Origin of the sequence: Alcaligenes sp. SJTW-7 (assembly GCF_047716895.1) — a bacterium.
GTDB lineage: Bacteria > Pseudomonadota > Gammaproteobacteria > Burkholderiales > Burkholderiaceae_B > Alcaligenes > Alcaligenes ammonioxydans.
The window spans coordinates 2,418,366-2,439,321 of sequence record NZ_CP136682.1 but is presented as its reverse complement, the minus strand read 5'-3'; the positions used below and the strand labels follow the sequence as shown (position 1 = coordinate 2,439,321).

Annotated in this window: 20 protein-coding genes; 16 read left to right on the top strand and 4 right to left on the bottom strand. The window is 57.4% G+C overall.

Features of this window, described 5'->3' with window-relative positions; translation table 11 throughout:
- Positions 1–26 precede the first annotated feature (26 nt).
- Positions 27–893 carry a LysR family transcriptional regulator gene (locus RSQ48_RS10970; RefSeq protein WP_131070693.1) on the top strand — a complete coding sequence of 289 codons (867 nt, stop codon included), beginning with the start codon at positions 27–29 and terminating at the stop codon, positions 891–893.
- Between the two features lie 6 nt (positions 894–899).
- Here RSQ48_RS10970 and gph read toward each other — a convergent pair whose 3' ends face one another.
- The 3 genes from gph to ompA form a co-directional block, all read right to left on the bottom strand.
- A complete protein-coding gene (gph, locus tag RSQ48_RS10965) occupies positions 900–1,598 on the bottom strand; it encodes a phosphoglycolate phosphatase (RefSeq protein ID WP_219234927.1) in 699 nt (232 codons plus the stop codon).
- Between the two features lie 6 nt (positions 1,599–1,604).
- Positions 1,605–2,327, bottom strand: a complete 723-nt coding sequence (gene ubiG / locus RSQ48_RS10960) for a bifunctional 2-polyprenyl-6-hydroxyphenol methylase/3-demethylubiquinol 3-O-methyltransferase UbiG (protein WP_003799127.1) — start codon at positions 2,325–2,327, stop codon at positions 1,605–1,607.
- Between the two features lie 83 nt (positions 2,328–2,410).
- A complete protein-coding gene (gene ompA / locus RSQ48_RS10955) occupies positions 2,411–3,007 on the bottom strand; it encodes an outer membrane protein OmpA (protein ID WP_003799131.1) in 597 nt (198 codons plus the stop codon).
- 440 nt (positions 3,008–3,447) lie between these two features.
- Between ompA and gyrA the strand changes: the two genes are divergently transcribed.
- The 14 genes from gyrA to cysM all read left to right on the top strand — a co-directional run bounded on the left by gyrA (position 3,448) and on the right by cysM (position 18,817).
- Complete coding sequence (gene gyrA, locus RSQ48_RS10950; RefSeq protein ID WP_415301781.1) at positions 3,448–6,141, top strand: DNA gyrase subunit A; 2,694 nt, start codon at positions 3,448–3,450, stop codon at positions 6,139–6,141.
- Positions 6,141–7,250, top strand: coding sequence for a 3-phosphoserine/phosphohydroxythreonine transaminase (serC, locus tag RSQ48_RS10945; RefSeq protein ID WP_003799135.1), 1,110 nt, complete (start codon positions 6,141–6,143; stop codon positions 7,248–7,250). The genes gyrA and serC overlap by 1 nt, the downstream gene beginning before the upstream one ends.
- Entirely contained in the window at positions 7,243–8,334 is a 1,092-nt protein-coding gene (gene pheA / locus RSQ48_RS10940; RefSeq protein ID WP_003799136.1) for a prephenate dehydratase, read from the top strand. The genes serC and pheA overlap by 8 nt, the downstream gene beginning before the upstream one ends.
- Before the next feature lie 290 nt (positions 8,335–8,624).
- Positions 8,625–9,509: a prephenate dehydrogenase gene (locus RSQ48_RS10935; protein WP_003799138.1), complete on the top strand. Its 885-nt coding sequence runs from the start codon at positions 8,625–8,627 to the stop codon at positions 9,507–9,509.
- The gene (gene aroA, locus RSQ48_RS10930) at positions 9,506–10,828 is read left to right on the top strand and encodes a 3-phosphoshikimate 1-carboxyvinyltransferase (RefSeq protein ID WP_131070689.1); all 1,323 of its coding nucleotides are present in this window, start codon (positions 9,506–9,508) and stop codon (positions 10,826–10,828) included. Before RSQ48_RS10935 ends, aroA begins: the two co-directional genes overlap by 4 nt.
- Positions 10,825–11,502, top strand: coding sequence for a (d)CMP kinase (cmk, locus tag RSQ48_RS10925; protein ID WP_003799142.1), 678 nt, complete (start codon positions 10,825–10,827; stop codon positions 11,500–11,502). The genes aroA and cmk overlap by 4 nt, the downstream gene beginning before the upstream one ends.
- 86 nt (positions 11,503–11,588) lie before the next feature.
- Positions 11,589–13,307 carry a 30S ribosomal protein S1 gene (rpsA, locus tag RSQ48_RS10920; protein ID WP_003799144.1) on the top strand — a complete coding sequence of 573 codons (1,719 nt, stop codon included), beginning with the start codon at positions 11,589–11,591 and terminating at the stop codon, positions 13,305–13,307.
- Between the two features lie 5 nt (positions 13,308–13,312).
- On the top strand, positions 13,313–13,672 hold the full coding sequence (locus tag RSQ48_RS10915; protein ID WP_003799146.1) for an integration host factor subunit beta: 360 nt from the start codon (positions 13,313–13,315) through the stop codon (positions 13,670–13,672).
- A gap of 114 nt (positions 13,673–13,786) precedes the next feature.
- Entirely contained in the window at positions 13,787–14,122 is a 336-nt protein-coding gene (locus RSQ48_RS10910; RefSeq protein WP_003799149.1) for a lipopolysaccharide assembly LapA domain-containing protein, read from the top strand.
- A 16-nt stretch (positions 14,123–14,138) separates the two neighbouring features.
- Entirely contained in the window at positions 14,139–15,386 is a 1,248-nt protein-coding gene (lapB, locus tag RSQ48_RS10905; RefSeq protein ID WP_003799150.1) for a lipopolysaccharide assembly protein LapB, read from the top strand.
- On the top strand, positions 15,383–16,312 hold the full coding sequence (rfaE1, locus tag RSQ48_RS10900) for a D-glycero-beta-D-manno-heptose-7-phosphate kinase (protein WP_100214761.1): 930 nt from the start codon (positions 15,383–15,385) through the stop codon (positions 16,310–16,312). Before lapB ends, rfaE1 begins: the two co-directional genes overlap by 4 nt.
- The gene (rfaD, locus tag RSQ48_RS10895) at positions 16,309–17,307 is read left to right on the top strand and encodes an ADP-glyceromanno-heptose 6-epimerase (RefSeq protein WP_003799154.1); all 999 of its coding nucleotides are present in this window, start codon (positions 16,309–16,311) and stop codon (positions 17,305–17,307) included. Before rfaE1 ends, rfaD begins: the two co-directional genes overlap by 4 nt.
- Before the next feature lie 118 nt (positions 17,308–17,425).
- On the top strand, positions 17,426–17,812 hold the full coding sequence (locus tag RSQ48_RS10890) for a ComEA family DNA-binding protein (RefSeq protein ID WP_003799156.1): 387 nt from the start codon (positions 17,426–17,428) through the stop codon (positions 17,810–17,812).
- Positions 17,813–17,911: 99 nt separating this feature from the next.
- Positions 17,912–18,817 (top strand): cysteine synthase CysM, encoded by a 906-nt coding sequence (cysM, locus tag RSQ48_RS10885; RefSeq protein ID WP_240208564.1) that lies wholly within the window; start codon positions 17,912–17,914, stop codon positions 18,815–18,817.
- Here the strand turns inward: cysM and mltB are convergent.
- Entirely contained in the window at positions 18,814–20,007 is a 1,194-nt protein-coding gene (gene mltB / locus RSQ48_RS10880) for a lytic murein transglycosylase B (RefSeq protein ID WP_003799159.1), read from the bottom strand. The two genes, cysM and mltB, sit on opposite strands and share 4 nt — an antisense overlap.
- A gap of 11 nt (positions 20,008–20,018) precedes the next feature.
- Here mltB and RSQ48_RS10875 point away from each other — a divergent pair, with 11 nt between their 5' ends.
- Complete coding sequence (locus RSQ48_RS10875; protein ID WP_301605859.1) at positions 20,019–20,942, top strand: histone deacetylase family protein; 924 nt, start codon at positions 20,019–20,021, stop codon at positions 20,940–20,942.
- The last annotated feature ends 14 nt before the right edge of the window (positions 20,943–20,956 follow it).

The window sequence follows — 20,956 nt, the reverse complement described above, 5'->3', positions numbered from 1 at the left end:
TTGATTAGCATCGATTGAATAGATACATGGACTGGACACTGGAACGTATTCGACACTTTGTGGCCGTAGCAGAGACGGGCTCCATGACGCAGGCGGCCAAAGACCTGGGCAAGGTGCAATCAGCGGTCAGCACCTCTATCGCCTTACTGGAGGCAGACCTGAATCTGGCCCTGTTTGACCGTTCGCGCAGAACCTTGAGCCTGACCGTTCCGGGTGAAATCATGCTGTTGGAGGCCAAAGCGCTGCTGCGTCAGGCCGACGTGCTGAACCGGCGTGCGCTGGATTTGTCGCAGGGGCAATCTGCCCGGCTGGAGATCAGCCTGGATGAGGCCTTGCCCCAGGAGCCCCTGCGCCTATTGCTCAAGGAGCTGGCAGAACGTTGGCCGGGCTTGGAGTTGACGATCTGGAATGGCACCGCCTCTGAAGTGATCGACTACATGAATGAGGGGCGCTCGGATGTAGCGCTTCAATTTGATCGCGGCGCTGACGTGACATCCTTTGCGCAACGGTATATTGGGGCTGTCCCTCAGGCAATCTGCGTGTCGCGAACTCATCTCTTGGCGGGTCAGGACCAGGTCAGCCGCAAAGAGCTGACTGCGCACAGACAGTTGCTGATTCACATTGAAGGCATGGAGCAGACGGTCGTCAGTCCCAGCGTCTGGCGTTCAGACAGCTTTTACGTGATTGCCGATATGGTGGCGGATGGTCTGGGCTGGGCGATATTGCCGCTTAATATTGCCGAGTATGAAAACCTGCGCAACAAACTGGCGCAATTGCATTGCCAGGAGATGATGCTGCCCCCCTTGCCAGTGCGAATGTTGTGGCGGCAAGGGCAATCTTTGCCGCCTGCGGCCCTGTGGATGCAGCAGCGCCTGTCGGAGCTGCTGCCGTAGTTTTGCCTAGCAGGTGGCCGAGTGGCTGGGGTGGGAAAGTTGACCCGTGGCCCAGCGTTGTACGCCGTCCCAGATATCGTTGGCATGATGAACGGTCAGATCCGCCTGCCAGGTACCGATGCTGTCGTCACCTGCGCAATAGCCGTAGGCAGCAATCATGGTTGCCATGCCGGCAGCCCGGCCTGCCTGAATGTCACGTAGATCATCGCCTACATACAGACAGTCTGCAGGTGCGAAGCCGGCCTTGCTGGCGGCATGCAGCAAGGGCTCCGGGTGCGGCTTGGTGTGTTGCGTGGTGTCGCCACCTACTGTGACTGCGCAAGTCTCTTCCAAGCCCAGATGACGAATCAGGGGCAGAGCCAGGTATTCGAGCTTGTTGGTGACAATACCCCAGGTATAGCCAGCTTGTTCTAGCTGGCTGAGCATGGGAGCCACACCGTCGAACAAATAGGTCAGCTCCGTCATGTGATCGTGGTAATCCTGCAAAAACTGTGCCCTCAGTTGCGCATAGTCCGGATGATCGGTGTTGATATCCAGTGCTACCTTGAGCAGACCACGGGCGCCGTGCGAGGCGTAGGGTCGCAGGGCATCGTACGGCAGTTCAGGCAGGCCTCGTTCCTTGCGCATGCGATTGGCGGTAGCCGCCAGATCGGGAGCAGAGTCGGCCAGGGTGCCGTCAAAATCGAATAGAACCAGTTTATTCATAAGGGCTTAGCGTTGGCGGCGGCTGGCCAGCAGGTAATTGACGGAGGTGTCGTCCGACAGACGATAGTGCTCGGTAATCGGGTTGTATTCCAGGCCTTTCAGGGCCAGTGCGTCCAGGCCGCTGCGACGGGCCGAGGAAATCAGTTCGCTGGGCTTGATGAAACCTTCGTAGCTGTGCGTGCCTTTGGGGATCAGGCGCAGCAGGTATTCGGCCCCCACGATGGCAAACAGAAAAGATTTGGGATTGCGGTTAAGGGTCGAGAAAAACACCCAGCCACCGGGTTTGACCAGCTTGGCGCAGGCCGCAATGATGGAGCCGGGGTCTGGGACGTGTTCCAGCATTTCCATGCAGGTGACAACGTCAAAGCGGCCAGGATGCTGGTCGGCCATGTCTTCAGCGCTGATCATCTCGTACTTGACCGGCACACCCGACTCCAGGCTGTGCAGACGGGCAATTTTCAAGGAACGCTCAGCCAGATCAATGCCGGTGACTTCGGCGCCCGACTGGGCCAGGCTTTCGGACAGAATCCCGCCTCCACAACCGACATCCAATACCTGTTTGCCAGCCAGGGAGCCGGTGTAGGACAGAATCCAGTCCAGACGCAAAGGGTTGATGGCGTGCAGCGGTTTGAATTCGCTGTCAGGGTCCCACCAGCGAGATGCCAGTGCACTGAATTTATCGATCTCTGCCGGATCGACATTGACGTTAGTGACGGTGGAAGCGGTCATGGCTCATCCAAAAAAATTAAGGCCCCGCAAAAGCGGAGCCTTAATTGTAGCCTTAGCTACAGAAATACGTGGTGCAGCAAGAATTACTTGCGGTTGCCCACGATTTCGATTTCTACGCGACGGTTTTGAGCGCGGCCTTCGCGGGTCTTGTTGGACGCCACGGGGTTAGCTTCGCCCTTGCCTTCGGTGTAGATACGGTCAGCAGGAACGCCCTTGTTGACCAGGTATGCTTTAACAGCATTGGCACGACGCTCGGACAACTTCAGGTTGTAAGCTTCGGTGCCGATCGAGTCAGTGTAACCGGTAGCAATCAGGGTTTCCAGATCGATGGACTGAACAGTGTCAGCCACTTGATCCAGAACCTGGCGACCTTCTGGCTTGATGGTGGATTTATCAAAGTCGAAGAAAGTGTCAGCGTTCAGAGTCACTTTAGTGACGGTAGGAGCGACGACAGGAGCTTCGGGGGCTTGGGCAACGGGCACACCGTCACAACCTGGAATACCCGTAGCAGGGGTCCAGAAGTTGTTGCGCCAGCACAGTTCGTTGGTGCCGTTTTTCCAAACGTCGCCAAACGGGTTGCGCCAGTTGTTAACTTCGCCGGACTCTTGTGCGGAAACTGCACCGGTAGCCGATGCGGCGGCAATGGCGAGTACAAGTGCGATTTTGGAGGGTTTGTTCATATTTCTCCTCGTTGAGCTGATGCTGTTAAGTGACCGCAGCGAACCCCTGCCGCTGATTAACGGAACCAGTATAGCAATCCTTTGCACGGAACAAAGACTTGCTTGCGCTGGGTTTCATGCGTGTTAGGTCGAATCTTAAGACATTTCGGCCACATGCGTGAGGGGGACGGGGAACGATTCGCGAACTTGCGTGGAATTAGGCTTGTTCTTTCCTGTTATTGTTGGTTTTAGGCAACAGGATAAGGGCTGGCCGGATGAGCGGATCGGTGGCCGATACGATTCATGAATGACGGTTTTTTGATGATTCACCGCTTTCAATCGCTGATCGCCGGGCCTGTCGCCGCGCCACGCTGCGTCCCCCTATGTGAAAGTGCTAGAATTTCCTCTTGTCCGTTTACGGCTGGCTTACTGCTTAACCCATATCTATAAAGAATTGACCTATGGATTCCTTTGCCAAGGAGACGCTTCCCGTTTCGCTTGAAGAGGAGATGCGCCGCAGCTACCTCGATTACGCCATGAGCGTGATTGTGGGCCGTGCTCTTCCCGACGTGCGAGATGGTTTGAAGCCCGTGCATCGACGTGTTCTGTTCGCCATGCATGAACTCAATAACGACTGGAATCGTGCCTATAAGAAGTCGGCTCGTATCGTCGGTGACGTGATCGGTAAGTACCACCCGCATGGTGACGTTGCCGTCTATGACACTATCGTGCGTCTGGCGCAGGACTTTTCCATGCGCTACACCCTGGTCGATGGGCAGGGCAACTTCGGTTCCATCGACGGCGATAACGCCGCGGCCATGCGTTACACCGAAATCCGCCTGGCCAAGATTGCTCACGAGTTGCTGGCTGATATTGACCAGGAAACCGTGGATTTCGTGCCCAACTACGATGGCAGCGAAAAAGAGCCGGCCCTGTTGCCTTCCCGCCTGCCCAATCTGCTGGTTAACGGCAGCTCCGGCATTGCCGTGGGCATGGCGACCAATATTCCGCCGCATAACCTGGCCGAAGTGGTCAACGGCTGTCTGTACTGCCTGAGTCATCCCGAGTGCACAGTAGATGAACTGATTGAATACATACCGGCTCCTGACTTTCCGACCGGCGCCATCATCTACGGCATGTCCGGCGTGCGCGAAGGCTACCGTACGGGCCGTGGCCGCGTCATCATGCGCGCCAGCACGCACTTTGAAGACATGGAAAAGGGCAACCGTCAGGCCATCGTGGTCGACGCCATTCCTTATCAGGTCAACAAGAAGTCGCTGCAGGAACGCATTGCCGAACTGGTCAATGAAAAGCGCATCGAGGGTATCTCCGATATTCGCGACGAGTCTGACAAGGACGGGATGCGCCTGGTGATCGAGCTCAAGCGTGGCGAAGTGCCGGAAGTGGTGCTGAACAATCTCTACAAGAATACGCAGCTGCAAGAAACCTTCGGGATGAACATGGTGGCCCTGGTCGATGGCCAGCCCCGTTTGCTCAACCTGAAGCAGTTGGTGGATTACTTCCTGAGCCACCGCCGTGAGGTGGTCACACGTCGTACCGTATTTCAGTTGCGTAAGGCACGCGAGCGCGGCCATGTGCTGGAAGGCCTGGCTGTGGCCCTGGCCAATATTGATGAGTTCATTGCAATCATCAAGGCCGCCCCGACTCCTCCGGTCGCGCGCGTCGAACTGATGGCTCGCTCCTGGGATTCCGGTCTGGTGCGCGAGATGCTGGCGCGAGCCGACACCAGCGCCATTGTGGGTGGCCGGCAGGCTTATCGTCCTGATGATCTGGGCGACGAGTTCGGCATGAGCTCGGACGGCCTGTATCGTCTGAGTGACGTGCAAGCTCAGGAAATCCTGAACATGCGCTTGCAGCGCTTGACGGGCCTGGAGCAGGACAAGATTGTTCAGGAATACCGTGAGGTCATGGACAAGATTTCTGATCTGCTGGACATTTTGTCCAACCCCACCCGTGTGTCCGCCATCATTGGCGACGAGCTGATCGCGGTGCGTGACGAGTTCTCGGCCACCGGCAAGGACGTTCGTCGTTCGCAAATCGAACACAACGCCACCGAGCTGGATACCGAAGACTTGATTACCCCTATGGATATGGTGGTGACGCTCTCGCATACCGGCTATATCAAGAGCCAGCCGCTGTCCGAATACCGGGCACAGCGTCGTGGTGGCCGTGGCAAGCAAGCTACCGCCATGAAAGAGGACGACTGGATCGACAAGCTGTTCATCGCCAACACGCACGATTACCTGCTGTGCTTTTCCAATCGGGGCCGTGTGTACTGGCTCAAGGTCTGGGAAGTGCCTCAAGGTTCGCGCAACTCGCGTGGCCGTCCCATCGTCAATATGTTCCCTCTGGAAGAGGGCGAGAAGATCAACGTGGTGCTGTCCGTCAAGGAATTCAGCGAAGATCAGTTCGTGTTCATGGCGACCTCGCGCGGCACGGTCAAGAAGACCCCGCTGTCCGACTTCTCCAACCCTCGCAAGGCCGGCATCATTGCTGTGGGCCTAGACGAGGGCGACTACCTGATCGGTGCTCAACTGACCGACGGTGTTCATGACGTCATGTTGTTCTCCGATGCAGGCAAGGCGGTCCGCTTTGATGAAGGCGATGTGCGCCCAATGGGCCGTGCGGCTCGCGGTGTGCGCGGCATGACGCTGGAAGAGGGCCAGTCTGTGATCGCCTTGCTGGTGGCCGAAGACGAAACCCAATCCGTGCTGACTGCCACCCAGAACGGTTTCGGCAAGCGCACCCCGATTGGCGAATACACCCGTCACGGCCGTGGCACCAAGGGCATGATTGCCATCCAGACCTCGGCTCGTAACGGCAAGGTTGTGGGTGCCGTGCTGGTCCGTGAAACCGACGAAATCATGCTGATTACCAATGCGGGTGTGCTGGTCCGTACTCGTGTGGCGGAAATTCGCGAGATGGGTCGAGCCACTCAGGGTGTCACCTTGATCAGCGTGGATGACGACAGCGAACTCTCTGGTGTGTATCGCGTGGTGGAGACCGATGACGAGGTGGACGCCGAACTGGCCGATCAGGCTGAGCAGGCGCAGGCTCCAGACAGTCTTGAGCAGGATAATCAATCTGATGCCGCCCAAGACCAGGCGGACTCTTCCGGCGAGGAAAACGAGTAATGCGTGTATGGAATTTTTCGGCGGGCCCCTCGATGCTGCCGTTGGAAGTGCTGGAGCAAGCCGCCGCTGAAATGACGGACTGGCATGGCACGGGCATGTCCATCATGGAGATGAGTCACCGCAGCAAGGACTATATGGGCGTGCGCGACGAGGCGGAAGCCGATTTGCGTGCCCTGTTGTCCGTGCCGGATGACTTTGCGGTGCTGTTTGTTCAGGGCGGGGCGCAGGGCCAGAATGGCCTTCTGCCCTTGAACCTGATCCAGCGCAATGGCAGTGGCAAGGCTGACTACGTGCTGTCGGGCAGCTGGTCAGTCAAGTCCTGCGAGGAGGCCCAGCGCTATGGCGACATTCATGTTGCCGGCACCAGTGGGCAGGCCTGGCAGGATCAAGGCAAAGAGTGGGCTCCCTGGACCTGGTTCCCTGAGCCCTCTCAATGGGATGTGCGCCCCGATGCCGCTTACTTGCACGTCTGTACCAATGAAACCATTGGTGGCGTGGAGTTCAACGATATTCCCAAGCTGGATGTGCCCGTTGTTGCTGACGTGTCCTCCAATATCTTGTCCTGCCCGATTGATTTCTCGCGTGTGTCCGTCGCCTATGCCGGCGCGCAAAAAAATGCAGGCATGTCGGGCATCGCCCTGATGATGATACGCAAGGACTTGCTGGGGCACGCCATGGATCTGTGCCCGTCGGCGTTCAACTACGCCAATATTGAAAAGCAGCAGTCCATGTTCAACACGCCGCCCACCTACTCGATCTATATGGCGGGCCTGATGTTCAAGTGGCTGGAGCGCCAGGGCGGCGTAGCTGCCATGCAGGCGCGTAATGCAGCCAAGGCTCAAGCCCTGTACGGTTTTCTGGATGCCTCCGAGTTCTACACCAACACCGTGCATCCTGCGTACCGCTCACGCATGAATGTTCCGTTCCTGTTGCGTGATCAGTCTTTGGATTCCCTGTTTCTGGAACAGGCCACGGCCGCGGGTTTGACGTCCCTGAAAGGACACAAGAGCGTGGGCGGCATGCGTGCCTCGATCTATAACGCCATGCCGCTGGAGGGCGTGCTGGCACTTATCGAATTCATGACTGATTTTGAACGACGGAATGGCTAATACCTTAACTGAGCGCCTGCTCCCTTGGCGCAATCGTATTGATGAGCTGGATCGCCAGATCCTGGAGTTGCTTAACGAGCGTGCTCGTGCGGCTTTGGAAGTGGGCAAGATCAAGCAGGACTTCAATACCGAGGAAGTCATCCTCAAGCCCGAGCGCGAAGCCCGTATTGTGCGTCGTCTGCAGTCTGAAAACGGTGGGCCTTTTACGTCCGCTGCGGTCGAGGCCGTATGGGGACAGATCATCTCTGCCTGCCGGGGCCTGGAAAGCGTATTGCGCGTGGCCTATCTGGGGCCCCAAGGCTCTTTTTCGGAACAGGCTGCCTATGAGCATTTCGGTCATGCTCTGGACGGCCTGCAATGCGACTCCTTTGATGAGGTGTTTCGCAGTGTGGAGGTCGGTCAGGCGGAGGTAGGCATGGTGCCGGTTGAGAACTCCACCGAAGGCGCCGTGAATCGCACGCTGGATCTGTTGCTGAACTCGCCCCTGCGTGTTTTGGGTGAGCGCTCGATTCGCGTCCACCACAATTTGCTGACCAAAAGCGGCACGATGGAAGGTGTGACGCGCGTCATGGCGCACCCCCAGGCTTTGGCCCAGTGTCAGAACTGGCTGCAAAAGCACTATCCGCAGCTTTTGCGCGAGGCAGCCTCCAGCAATGCCGAGGCCGCCCGCATTGCGTCCAGCGATCCTACCGTGGCCGCGATTGCCGGTAATACCGCCGTCACTGCCTGGAATCTGGGTGTCGTGGAGGCGGGCATTCAGGACGATCCGCATAACCGCACGCGTTTCCTGGCAATTGGCAACATCGAGTCCTTGCCCAGCGGCAATGACAAGACCAGTATCATTCTGGCCGTACCCAACCGTGCAGGCGCCGTTTACGACATGCTCTCTCCCCTGGCCGTGCATGGGGTGTCCATGACCCGCCTGGAGTCGCGTCCTGCCCGGACAGGCCAGTGGGAATATTATTTTTACGTAGATCTCATTGGTCATCGCGACGAGCCTGCCATGGCTGCTGCGCTGGCAGAGCTGAAGAAACAAGTCGCTTTTTTCAAAATTCTGGGCTCATACCCTGTAAACGACTTTTAAGCATCCAAGACACGACGGGTCTGGGCGGGGAAGCGTTCCCGCCCACGGTCAGCTTGCCCTGATAGGGGGGGCGGCTTGTTTTAACAAGGCATGGGACCGGCTGTGTCATTAGGGCATAACGATACAAAATACCGAGCTTGCAGGTCGCCTCGCTCTTTCGTCGATGGTCGCGCAATAGTCTGGCAGTATCTGCATTGACACCCGGTTTTCCAGCGGCATTGCACGTAATACGCCAAGCATGGACGGTCTGGGAGGGAACGTAATTAATCATGATAGCGTCATCAGAAACTATGGCGTCTGCGCCTTTGGTTCCGGTGCTGGCAGTTGTTGGGGTCGGTTTGATCGGCGGCTCCCTGGCATTGGCACTCAAACGCTACGGAGCGGTAGGCAAAGTGCTGGGCGTCGGTCGACAGCTCAAAAGCCTGCGGCGAGCCCAGGAACTGGGCTTGATCGATGAGGTCGCCACGCTGGAGCAGGCCGCTCAACAAGCGGATTTGATCATGTTGGCCACGCCTATCGGTGCAATGGCTTCGGTGTTGAAAACGCTGCGCCCCCATTTGCGTGACAGCACCTTGATTAGCGATGCGGGCAGCACCAAAGCGGATGTGGTTCGCGTGGCGCGTGACGCGCTGGGCGATCGTATTGGACAATTTGTTCCTGGTCATCCGATTGCCGGTGCGGAAACGGTAGGCCCCGAGGCAGCCCGTGCCGATCTGTACGATGGTCGCAACGTTATTCTGACACCTCTGGAAGAGAACCCAGCCAGTGCGCGCGAGCGTTTGATCGCTGTCTGGGAAGCCTGCGGAGCGCGGGTCATGCTGATGGACCCGGCTACGCATGATGAGGTGCTGGCCTCGGTCAGCCATGTGCCGCACTTTCTGTCCTCGGTTTTTATGTGGCAGGTTGCCTCCAGCGCCAACTCGGACCAACGCTTTGCCTTGGCCGGGACGGGTTTTCGCGACTTCACCCGTATCGCTGCGGGCTCGGCCGAAGTGTGGCGCGATATTTTTCTGAGCAATCGCCAGGCCGTTCTGGGCCAACTGCAAGAAGTACGTCAGGCCCTGGATCAGGCTGAACAGGCTTTGCAGGATCAGGACGGCCAGGCTTTATACGAATTTTTAGAGCGTGCTGCCTTGGCGCGCCGTTTTTGGGCAAGTAGGAGTGGTTTGCAATGAGCCAGAGCGACAGTCTTGTTTTGAATCCCGTCAGCCGTGCGTGTGGCGAGCTGCAATTGCCGGGGTCCAAGAGCATTTCCAATCGGGCCCTGTTGTTGGCCGCGTTGGCTCAGGGGCAAACGCGACTGGAAGGCTTGCTGCATTCGGACGACACCCGCGTCATGATGGCCGCGTTGCAGCAAATGGGCGTGACCGTACAGGACCTGGGCCAGGGCGTGGTGGTGATCGACGGCGGAGCGCCGTTTGCGCATCGCGACGCCGATCTGTTTTTGGGTAATGCCGGTACGGCGTTCCGCTCCTTGACCGCGGCCTTGGGCCTGATGGGAGGGCGCTTCAATCTGAGCGGCATTGCCCGTATGCATGAGCGTCCTATCGGGGATCTGGTCGATGCGCTGCGCAGTCTGGGTGCAGATGTGCAGTATCTGGGAGCGGAGGGTTATCCACCCCTGGCAATCGGGGAATTGGCCCAGGTGGATCAACAGCGCGTGTCGGTGAAAGGCTCGGTGTCCAGTCAGTTCCTGACCGCACTGCTGATGGCTGCGCCTTTGTTGACGGCTCGTACTGCTCAGCCCTTGCGCATCGAGGTCGAAGGGGAGCTGATATCCCAGCCTTATATCCACATAACGCTGGCCATGATGGCGCGTTTTGGTGTGCAGGTCGAGCGGGAGGGCTGGAGCAGCTTTACTGTGCCAGCCGATGCTGCCTATCTCAGCCCCGGCACGTACTCGGTGGAAGGAGACGCGTCATCTGCGTCGTACTTCATCGCGCTGGGGACAATCGGCGGTGGCCCGCTACGTATTCAGGGGGCGGGCAGCGACAGTCTTCAAGGCGATATTCAGTTTGCCGATGTGGCAGAGGCGATGGGCGCCCGTATTGAGCGTCATGCCAATGAGTTGATTGTCTCCGGTCTGTGTGTGGCGCGCGGCGACAAGCTCAAGGCGTTCGATCTGGATTTCAATCACATACCGGACGCGGCCATGACGGCCGCGGCCATGGCCATGTTTGCGGATGGTCCTTGTACCTTGCGCAATATTGCCAGCTGGCGCGTGAAGGAAACGGACCGTATTGACGCGATGCAGGCCGAGCTGCGCAAGCTCGGTGCCCGAGTAGAGTCAGGCCCAGACTGGTTGACCGTGCATCCCATTGCGGCAGATCAATGGCGTTCGGCCCGCATCGCGACGTATGATGATCACCGCATTGCCATGTGTTTTTCACTGGCCAGCTTCGGCCCGGTGGCGGTCACCATTCTGGACCCCGCCTGCGTCAGCAAGACATTTCCCGATTATTTTTCTGTTTTTGAACACTTGGTGCAGGCATGACAGCGCAGAGCATTCCCGTCATTACCATTGATGGCCCGACCGCCTCAGGGAAGGGGACGATTGCTTCCCTGGTCGCGCAGCGCTTGGGCTGGCACACGCTTGACAGTGGTGCCTTGTATCGCTTGACAGCGCTGTCTTGCCTGCGTCGCGGCGTAGATGTGCAGGATCAGGCGCAGGTCCAGCAGGCCGCCCAGAATCTGAATGTCCGTTTTGACTACCCCCAGATTTACATGGACGGTGAGGATGTCACGGACGCCATTCGCCAGGAAGAGGTGGGTAATCTGGCTTCCCGGGTGGCGGCCCTGCCGCTGGTGCGTGAGGCGCTTTTGCAACGTCAGCGGGATTTTCGCGTCGCTCCTGGACTGGTGGGCGATGGACGCGATATGGGCACCGTGGTGTTTCCGGACGCACCCTTAAAGATATTTTTGCTGGCAGACGCGCAGGTGCGTGCCCAAAGACGCTGTAAACAGTTGAGCGAAAAGGGTATTTCTGCTAATCTTACGAGTCTTTTGGCGGACTTGCGTGAGCGCGACGAGCGAGATCGTTCCCGAACTCATGCGCCGCTTGTGCCTGCGCCGGGTGCCCACATCGTGGATTCTTCCCAGCTCAGCATTCAGGAAGTTGTAGATAAAGTGCTCGACCTCTGGTCGGGCATCGCGGTCCCGACAGCCTAATCCCGTGCTGATCGGGCTTTGTTCACTCCACCGGGTTCTGCCTGGTGTGTTTTTTTAACGGCCATTTTGGCTGACGGATTGATTTAATGTCCACTAACCTTCACACAGACGCAACGGGCGGCGAAAGCTTTGCCGATTTGTTTGCAGAAAGCATTAAAAACCAAGACCTCAAAAGCGGCGAAGTTATCTCCGCCGAGGTTCTGCGTATTGACCACAACTACGTGCTGGTCAATGCTGGCCTGAAGTCCGAGGCACTGATTCCTCTGGAAGAGTTCCTGAACGATCAGGGCGAACTGGAAGTTCAGGCAGGTGACTTCGTTTCCGTGGCTATCGATGCCTTTGAAAACGGCTACGGCGACACCATTCTGTCCCGCGACCGCGCCAAGCGTCTGTCGGCCTGGTTGTCCCTCGAGCAAGCGCTTGAGTCCGGCGAACTGGTCAACGGTACCATCACCGGTAAGGTCAAGGGTGGCCTGACGGTCATGACCAACGGCATCCGTGCATTCTTGCCCGGTTCGCTGGTTGATCTGCGCCCTGTCAAAGACACCACGCCATACGAAGGCAAGACCCTGGAATTCAAGGTCATCAAGCTCGATCGCAAGCGTAACAACGTTGTGTTGTCGCGTCGCGCCGTGCTGGAAGCCTCCATGGGCGAAGAGCGTCAGAAACTGCTGGAAACCCTGTCCGAAGGCGCTATCGTCAAAGGTATCGTCAAGAACATCACCGATTACGGTGCGTTCGTGGATCTGGGCGGCATCGACGGTCTGCTGCACATCACCGACATGGCCTGGCGCCGTGTCCGTCACCCATCCGAAGTTCTGCAGGTGGGTCAGGAAATCGAAGCCAAGGTTCTCAAGTTCGATCAGGAAAAGAGCCGCGTCTCCCTGGGCGTCAAGCAACTGGGCGAAGATCCCTGGATCGGTCTGGCACGTCGCTACCCACAAAACACCCGTCTGTTCGGCAAGGTGACCAACCTGACCGATTACGGTGCATTTGTTGAAGTGGAAGACGGTATCGAAGGTCTGGTTCACGTATCCGAAATGGATTGGACCAACAAGAACGTTGACCCACGCAAGGTTGTGACCTTGGGTGAAGAAGTCGAAGTCATGGTTCTGGAAATCGACGAAGATCGTCGTCGCATCTCCTTGGGCATGAAGCAGTGCCGTGCCAACCCATGGGAAGATTTCGCCATCAACTTCAAGCGCGGCGACAAGGTTCGCGGTGGCATCAAGTCCATCACCGATTTCGGCGTGTTTGTTGGTTTGCCAGGCGGCATCGATGGTCTGGTTCACCTGTCCGACCTGTCCTGGTCCGAGACGGGCGAAGAAGCCGTTCGCAACTTCAAGAAGGGTGACGAAGTTGACGCCGTGGTTCTGGGCATCGACACCGACAAAGAGCGCATCTCCCTGGGTATCAAACAGCTGGAAGGCGATCCGTTCAACAACTTCGTGGCTACCTACGACAAGGGCGCCGTGGTGAGCGGTGTTGTCAAATCGGTCGAGCCTAAGGGTGCTGTTGTAACGCTGTCGCTGGACGTTGAGGGCTACCTGCGTGCCTCCGAGATCTCCTCGGGCCGTGTGGAAGATGCCACCACCGCACTGAAAGAAGGTCAGGAAATCGAAACCATGATCTTGAGCGTGGATCGCAAGACCCGTTCGATTCAGTTGTCCATCAAGGCACGTGATACCGCCGAAACCGCTCAATCCATGGCCCGTCTGACCGAAGCCAGCGCTTCGTCCGGTACGACCAACCTGGGTGCTCTGCTGCGTGCCAAGCTGGACCAGCAGCAACGTGACGACGGTTAATCAGCGTGACAAAGTCTGAGCTGATCGCGTTGTTGGCCAGCCGCTATCCGCAGCTGGCTCTGCGCGATATGGATTTCGCCGTGAAAACGGTTTTGGATTCGATGACCCAGGCTCTGGCCAGTGGTCAGCGGATCGAAATCCGAGGGTTTGGCAGCTTTTCGCTTTCTACCCGCTCGCCGCGGGTAGGGCGCAATCCCAAATCCGGTGAAAAAGTGATGGTGCCTGGTAAACAGGTGCCACACTTTAAGGCCGGCAAGGAATTGCGTGAGCGAGTCGATTCTGTCTTTCTTGAGCAAGAGCACATCGAGGCAGATGACCAGTCCTCTGCCTTCGAGCAGCTCAATGCGAGAGTCCGTCACGGTTAAGACCTACTTGCACACTGATGACACAGGCCCTTTACAGGGCCTGTTTTGCGTGTGCGCTAAATTCCGCTTGCACGTACAATCAGACATTATAAAAACACTGTTGGAGCCCTAAAAATGCGCTATCTAGTCTGGGTATTGCGTCTGCTCGTTTTTGTGATCGTGCTGCTGTTCGCACTAAAAAACACCGAACCGGTGCAAGTCAGCTTTTTTGCCGAGCATATTATTCAAGACGTTCCCTTGATCGTCGTGATGCTGGCCGCGTTTATTTTAGGCTTGGTGTTGGGGCTGCTGCTGATGGTCGGAGCCGTGATGCGTCGCCGTCGCGAGGTCAACCGCCTGCGACGCGAAATGGATCGTCTGCAAGACAGGCTGGAACAGGCACAGCCTTCGCCTGGGAACACGGCGGCCGCTGTTGCGCCTGAGACCGTCGCCCCTCTGGCGCCTTTGTAAGCCCTTGGAGTAAACAGTGGATTTTGAAACCTGGTGGTTGGTTTTTGTACCCCTTCTTTTTGGCTTGGGCTGGGTCGCGGCGCGGGTGGATTTTCGGCAAATGATGTCCGAAACCCGCAGCTTGCCCGACTCGTACTTCAAGGGCTTGAACTTTCTGCTCAATGAAGAGCCGGATCGTGCCATTGATGCGTTTGTGGAAGTGGCCAAGCTGGACCCTGAAACCACCGAACTTCACTTTGCGTTGGGCAGTCTGTTTCGTCGCCGCGGCGAGATGGAGCGCGCCATCCGTGTGCATCAAAGTCTGCTGTCGCGCGCTGACTTGCCGGTGGCCGACCGTGAAAACGCACAATTTCAGATCGCCCAGGATTTCTTGAAGGCCGGTATGCTGGATCGGGCCGAAGCGGCGTTTGAGGCAGTACGTGAGACGCGCTTTGCTATTCCTGCCATGCGCGCCCTGATTCGCATTTACGAGTCCGAGCACGATTGGCCGCGGGCGATTGAGGCCGTGCGTCGTTTGCGGGCGCTGGTCGACGAGCCGGTCCCCCAACTGGTGCATTACCAGTGTGAGCAGGCTGAAGGCGCTTTGCAGGGCAAGCAGCCGGACTTTGACCGGGCTGCAAAAGCCTTGGATGAGGCGGAAAACGCCATCCGAAAATTGGGAACGGGGCAAGGCATGTATGCTTCCCAGGCGCGGGTTGCGGGTTTGCGTGCGCGTCTGGCTCGCATGCAAGGGCAAAACGAGCAGGAGCGGGCTTATCTGGTGTCCATTTTGAGCAGCGCCCCGGAGTATGTGGGCTTGTATGCGACCGAGTTACTGGACAGTTACCGTAAACTGGGACGGGCCGAAGAGGGGGTTGCCATGCTGCGCAGCCACTATCAGCAGCATCCCAGCCTGGATATTTTCAATGTGTTGTTCCGTGTTTTGCGTGAGCAGGAAGGCCACTTGCAGGCATGGGCCTTTGCCCGGGATGCGCTGCGAGCCCATCCATCCTTGCTGGGACTGGACAAGATGCTGGAAGTCGAGCTTCAGGATCAAGGTCAGGACAAAGAAGGAGGCGACGGGGGGCAAGCAGTTGGTGTGGACCAGATCATTGCGGGGGCCGATTTAAGCCTGTTGCGCTCTTTGATCCATCGGCATACTCAGCGCCTGGACCGTTATTCATGCAGTTCTTGCGGCTTTGAGGCGCGCCATTTCTACTGGCAATGTCCCGGTTGTAATTCCTGGGAGACCTATGCTCCTCGACGTCTTGAGGAGCTGAAATGATGAGCTTCCCAGCGCAAGCTGTTGCCGCCAGCCGTGTGCTGGTGGTGGGGGATGTCATGCTGGACCGCTATTGGTTTGGTGACGTGGACCGTATTTCTCCCGAAGCGCCAGTTCCTGTGGTCAAGATGGGACGGGTCGAGGATCGCCTTGGCGGCGCGGCCAACGTTGCCCGCAATATTGCGGCTTTGGGGGCACAGGCCAGCTTGCTGGGTGTAATCGGACAGGACGAGGCTGGCAGGACGGTGCAGGAACTGGCCAAAGCGGACCACGTGCAGGCTCATTGGGTGCAGGACCCGGTCATGCCCACTTCCTTGAAGTTACGCGTTCTGGGTCGGCAGCAGCAATTGCTGCGGGTGGATTTTGAAGAAAGTCCCGCCCTCTCTGCGCTGGATCAGTTGCAGCAAACCATGAGTGATTTGCTGGACCAGCATCAGGTGTTGGTCTTGTCGGACTACGCAAAAGGCGCGTTGGCGCAGGTGGAAAGCTTGATCGCCCTGGCGCGATCGAAGAATATCCCCGTTCTGGTTGATCCCAAGGGCAAAACGTACGAACGCTATCAAGGGGCCACAATCCTGACGCCAAACCGTTCGGAAATGCAAGAAGCGGTAGGTGCCTGGAAAGATGAGGATGATTTGATGCGACGCGCTCAGGACCTGCGTCGCAAACTGAATCTGGAGTGTTTGCTGATTACGCGCTCCGAACAAGGCATGACCTTGTTCACCGAACAAGGACGTGAGCACGTAGAGGCACAGGCCCAAGAGGTGTTTGATGTCTCGGGTGCTGGGGACACGGTATTGGCAACCTTGGCAGTGATGCGTGCCGCTGGCCTGGACTGGTTGCAAGCCATGCGTTGGGCGAATCGCGCGGGAGGTATCGTGGTCGGAAAATTGGGTACGTCGATTGTGACGGCAAAGGAATTGGCATGATTGTAGTGACCGGTGGCGCTGGTTTTATTGGCAGCAATTTGGTGAAAGGCCTTAACCAGCAGGGGATAAGCGACATTCTGGTCGTGGATGACCTGAGCGATGGCGACAAGTTCGTCAATCTGGTTCAGGGTCAGATTGCCGACTACATGGATAAGGATGATTTTCGTGCCCGCTTGGCGCGTGACGAGTTCTCCAATATCGAAGCCGTGCTGCATCAGGGAGCCTGCTCGGACACTACCGAGCGCAATGGCCAGTTCATGATGGACAATAACTACCGGGTAACCCTGGAGATCTTTGAATACTGTCAGGCCAAGCGCATCCCGTTGTTATATGCCTCCTCAGCGGCGGTTTATGGTGCCGGTCCGCTGTATGCCGAAGACCTGAGCAACGAAGCGCCGTTGAATGTCTACGGATACTCCAAGTTCCTGTTCGACCAGGTGTTGCGCCGCCATCTGGACAGCCTGCGCGCACCTGTGGTGGGATTGCGTTACTTTAATGTCTATGGTCCGCAAGAGCAGCATAAAGGCCGGATGGCCTCGGTGGCCTACCATAATATGCTTCAGTACCGCCGCGACGGTCATGTCCTCTTGTTTGGCGGCTGGGACGGGTATGTGAATGGCGGCCAGCAGCGCGACTTCGTTTTTATTGACGATGTCGTGTCGGTGAATCTGCATTTTCTCGGGCAGGACAAGCAGTCGGGTGTCTTCAATTGTGGTTCGGGTCGCGCCCAACCTTTCAATGATGTGGCACAAACGGTCGTCAACACCTTGCGCGAGCACGACGGCTTGCCAGCGCTTGAGCTGGAGGATCTGGTATCGCAGCAGTTTCTGCAGTACATACCCTTCCCGGATGATTTGAAGGGGCGCTATCAAAGCCATACTCAGGCAGACTTGACCCAGTTGCGCGCGGCTGGCTATGACAAACCTTTCCATGATGTGCAGACTGGCGTGGCCGAATACGTGCGTCGTTTATTGCAATCGGGTGCGCTGCGCTAAGCAGGCCAGGATGACGGTGTCCATGCGGACTGCCACGCATGGCTAAAAGCGGTTTGCGGGCCGATTTTTCCTTTCCATTGGCAGCACCATAAAGGCTTCTTTCCAAGGAGCCTTTATTATGTGTATTCCGCTCAATGTATTTCCCGTGTTCCATGGTCGTACGCGCCAGCAGCCCAGTTGGCGCAGTAGCGTGCTGCGTGTGTTAGTTGCGCTGTGGATGTTGGGTCCCTGGGGCCTGGCGGTCGCGCTGGATCTCAATACGGCCAATGCCCAGGAGCTGCAACAAATCAAAGGCATAGGTCCCCGCACGGCTGAACTGATCCTGGAGGAGCGCCAGCGCGGTGGGCCTTTTGACTCCTTGCAGGACTTGGCCGATCGGGTCAAGGGAATAGGCGCAAAAAAAATTATCACGATGGAGCAGTCAGGTCTGAAAGTGGAGACCGGCAAAGCCGCGGGCAAGGCGCTTGCCAATAAGACCGATGCGGATATACGAAGAAAGCCGTAGCTCTGGGCGTAGACTCGTTTTAAGCTAGTAGTTTGTTTAGTCTGCAGGGGCAGCCAGTGTGAGCTGGCTGCTGTTTTGCGCAAGGTAAGAGATTTATTGATGAAAAACTATCCCACCATTGAAGATACCGTCGGTCAGACCCCTCTGGTACGGTTGCAACGCATACCAGGTGAGTTCGGACAGGCGCGCGGTAACGTCTTGTTGGCCAAGCTGGAGGGCAATAACCCGGCAGGTTCGGTGAAAGATCGCGCTGCCCGCTCCATGATTCAGCAGGCCGAGCGCCGCGGTGATATCAAGCCGGGGGACACCTTGATCGAGGCCACCAGCGGCAACACCGGGATTGCCCTTGCCATGATTGCGGCCGTTCGTGGCTACAAGATGATTTTGATCATGCCCGATAATCTGTCGCTGGAGCGTCGTGCCTCCATGACGGCTTACGGGGCCCAGCTGATTCTGACACCCGCCGATCAAGGCGGTATGGAATACGCTCGTGATCTGGCTTTGAAGATGCAGGCCCAGGGGCAGGGCAAGGTGCTGGATCAGTTTGCCAATAAGGATAATCCGGACGCGCACATACACAGTACTGGCCCGGAGATCTGGCAGCAGACAGATGGCCAGGTTACGCACTTTGTTAGTGCCATGGGGACCACAGGCACCATCATGGGAGTCGGCAATTATTTGCGCAGCCAAAATAGCGGCATTGTCGTGGTGGGGGCGCAGCCTGCGCCGGGAGCGCAAATTGCGGGCATTCGTAAGTGGCCGGAGCAGTATCTGCCCAAGATCTACGACCCCTCCAAGGTGGATATGTTCGAGGAAATCGGCCAGCAGGAGGCCGAAGTCATGACACGCCGTATGGCGGCCGAAGAGGGGATCTGTGCCGGTATTTCGTCTGGCGGCGCGCTGGTGGCGGCCATGCGCGTGGCCCAGCGCGTGCAAAACGCCACCATCGTTTTTATAGTGTGCGATCGTGGCGACCGCTATTTGTCCACTGGTATCTTCAATTAATTAGGGTTGCCGTAACCCATCTGCCAGGCCAGTTCGGACGCCAGGTCGGCAACCGAGCTGGCATAAAAATAGCTGCGGTTGTAATGGGTAATGGCAAAGAAGTTGGGCGTGCCCAGACGGTATTCAGTGGTATTGCGGGGCTCGTCCACCAGGTTGACCACCCCTAGTTTGGCCTGCTGCCACAGGCCCGTGTTCTGGGCTTGGCCTTTGACACTAGCCCCGGCATGGTGCAGTTGCGCCCAGTTCAGCTTGGGGTAAATGCCGCCATCGACCATCTCTTTATTGGCCGTGCTCAGCGCCACCGGGGCAAAAACTGGCAGTCCTGGCTCCCAGCCATGGGCACGCAGGAAATTGGCGATCGAGGCCATGGCGTCGGCCGGATTGTTGCGCAAATCTATACGGCCATCGCCGTCTCCGTCCACGGCGTAACGTATCAGGCTGCCAGGCATGAATTGGGACATTCCCATCGCGCCGGCAAACGAGCCCTGGGCAATCCGTGCATCCAGTTCACCTTGATGATGCAGTTCGATCAGATCCGCCAGTTGATCCCGAAACAGTTGGCCGCGCTCGGGCCGACTGTTGTCCGGATAAGCGAAGCCTAGTGTAAACAGGGCGTCCAGTACCTTGAAGTCCCCCATGATTTTTCCGTAGACGGTTTCCACGCCCAAAATAGCGACAATAATGGAAGGCGGTACACCGTAGTCCTGGGCGATTCTGTCCAGTGTCAGACGATGCTTCTGCCAGAACTGAACCCCCCCTTGAATGCGTGCCGGATCGACATTGCGCTGCCGGTAGGTGACCCAGCTGCGCTTGATGCGCCCTTTGGTGGGGCGCATTAATTTAGCCGCGGTTTCGTTATATTGAGCCTGCTGCAGCAGATCGATAACCAAATCCTGGGGGATGTTGCGTGCGAATGCTACCTCTTGCGCATAGGCGGCGATATCATCGTTTAATTGACCGTTTAATTGAAAAAACTGCGTCCGCCCGGAACGGGACTGGCCGGCCTGAATTGACCTCGGTTCGGGCAGAGCCTTAATGGTGATGGCAGCTGTGGCTGGGGATGGGGCTTGAAAGGTCGCGTTGTTGCTGGGTTTGGTGTCCGAAGACGGGGGCTGGGAAGTGGGGGTGGCGCAGCCGGCAGTGCTCAGCGCGATCAGTACTGCTTGCAAAATTCGAGTGGGTCTGAACATAATCCATCCTCATGGAGACACTATATTTTATCCATCCATCATGCCATTTGCATGAGATGGGGAGATGGCATCCGGAAAGTCCGCAGCGACTCGATGCCATAAACGATCAACTGCTCTCGAGCGGTCTGGCATCTTATCTGGCCCAGCGACAAGCCCGGCTGGCGACGGATGAGGATATCTTGCGAGTCCATGACCGTGCCTATTTGCAAAAACTCAAAGAACAGGTGCCGCGTCAGGGCTATTTCAATATAGACCCCGATACCTTGATGAATCCTCATACCCTGGAAGCGGCCTATGCAGCCGCTGGTGCGGGCCTGGACGCCGTCGACGGGGTCATGACCGAGGACGCGACTGGGGCATTTTGTGCCGTTCGCCCTCCCGGGCACCATGCCGAGCGGGCGCGGGCCATGGGGTTTTGCTTTTTCAACAATATCGCTGTTGCCGCGGCGTATGCGATGGAGAAGTATGATCTCAAGCGTGTGTTGATTGTGGATTTCGACGTACACCACGGCAATGGCACCGAGCAGATTTTTGCCGGTGATGAGCGCGTTCTGATGTGCAGTTTCTTTCAGTCGCCATTTTTTCCTGATTCCTTTCAGGACCCGGCAGCGCAAAACATGGTAAATATACCGGTTGAGGCCTACACCAAGTCTGCTCAGATTATCGATCTGTTCAAACAAGTTTGCTTGCCCCGCATCGAGGCATTTGCCCCTGAGATCGTCTTTTTTTCGGCAGGCTTTGACGCTCACCGTGAAGATGAGATGGGGCAGCTCAGTTTGGTTGAGGCCGATTATGCGGAATTGACCGCGATGGTTGTCCGGGCTTGTGCGCCTAGTGCCGGCCATCGTCTGGTCAGCATGCTGGAAGGGGGGTACGATCCCTCGTCCCTGGGACGCAGCGTGGTGGCTCATATCAAGGCACTCGCCGGGCTTTAGGCGAGCGGCCTCGG

Coding starts and splice junctions, on each gene's coding strand:
- RSQ48_RS10970 (WP_131070693.1), top strand. CDS start 27: ATGGACTGGACACTGGAACGTATTCGACACTTTGTGGCCGTAGCAGAG.
- RSQ48_RS10910 (WP_003799149.1), top strand. CDS start 13,787: ATGCGCTATCTAGTCTGGGTATTGCGTCTGCTCGTTTTTGTGATCGTG.
- pheA (WP_003799136.1), top strand. CDS start 7,243: ATGGCTAATACCTTAACTGAGCGCCTGCTCCCTTGGCGCAATCGTATT.
- aroA (WP_131070689.1), top strand. CDS start 9,506: ATGAGCCAGAGCGACAGTCTTGTTTTGAATCCCGTCAGCCGTGCGTGT.
- ubiG (WP_003799127.1), bottom strand. CDS start 2,327: ATGACCGCTTCCACCGTCACTAACGTCAATGTCGATCCGGCAGAGATC.
- serC (WP_003799135.1), top strand. CDS start 6,141: ATGCGTGTATGGAATTTTTCGGCGGGCCCCTCGATGCTGCCGTTGGAA.
- RSQ48_RS10875 (WP_301605859.1), top strand. CDS start 20,019: ATGGAGACACTATATTTTATCCATCCATCATGCCATTTGCATGAGATG.
- gyrA (WP_415301781.1), top strand. CDS start 3,448: ATGGATTCCTTTGCCAAGGAGACGCTTCCCGTTTCGCTTGAAGAGGAG.
- mltB (WP_003799159.1), bottom strand. CDS start 20,007: ATGTTCAGACCCACTCGAATTTTGCAAGCAGTACTGATCGCGCTGAGC.
- ompA (WP_003799131.1), bottom strand. CDS start 3,007: ATGAACAAACCCTCCAAAATCGCACTTGTACTCGCCATTGCCGCCGCA.
- rfaD (WP_003799154.1), top strand. CDS start 16,309: ATGATTGTAGTGACCGGTGGCGCTGGTTTTATTGGCAGCAATTTGGTG.
- cmk (WP_003799142.1), top strand. CDS start 10,825: ATGACAGCGCAGAGCATTCCCGTCATTACCATTGATGGCCCGACCGCC.
- rfaE1 (WP_100214761.1), top strand. CDS start 15,383: ATGATGAGCTTCCCAGCGCAAGCTGTTGCCGCCAGCCGTGTGCTGGTG.
- gph (WP_219234927.1), bottom strand. CDS start 1,598: ATGAATAAACTGGTTCTATTCGATTTTGACGGCACCCTGGCCGACTCT.
- RSQ48_RS10890 (WP_003799156.1), top strand. CDS start 17,426: ATGTGTATTCCGCTCAATGTATTTCCCGTGTTCCATGGTCGTACGCGC.
- RSQ48_RS10935 (WP_003799138.1), top strand. CDS start 8,625: ATGGCGTCTGCGCCTTTGGTTCCGGTGCTGGCAGTTGTTGGGGTCGGT.
- cysM (WP_240208564.1), top strand. CDS start 17,912: ATGAAAAACTATCCCACCATTGAAGATACCGTCGGTCAGACCCCTCTG.
- rpsA (WP_003799144.1), top strand. CDS start 11,589: ATGTCCACTAACCTTCACACAGACGCAACGGGCGGCGAAAGCTTTGCC.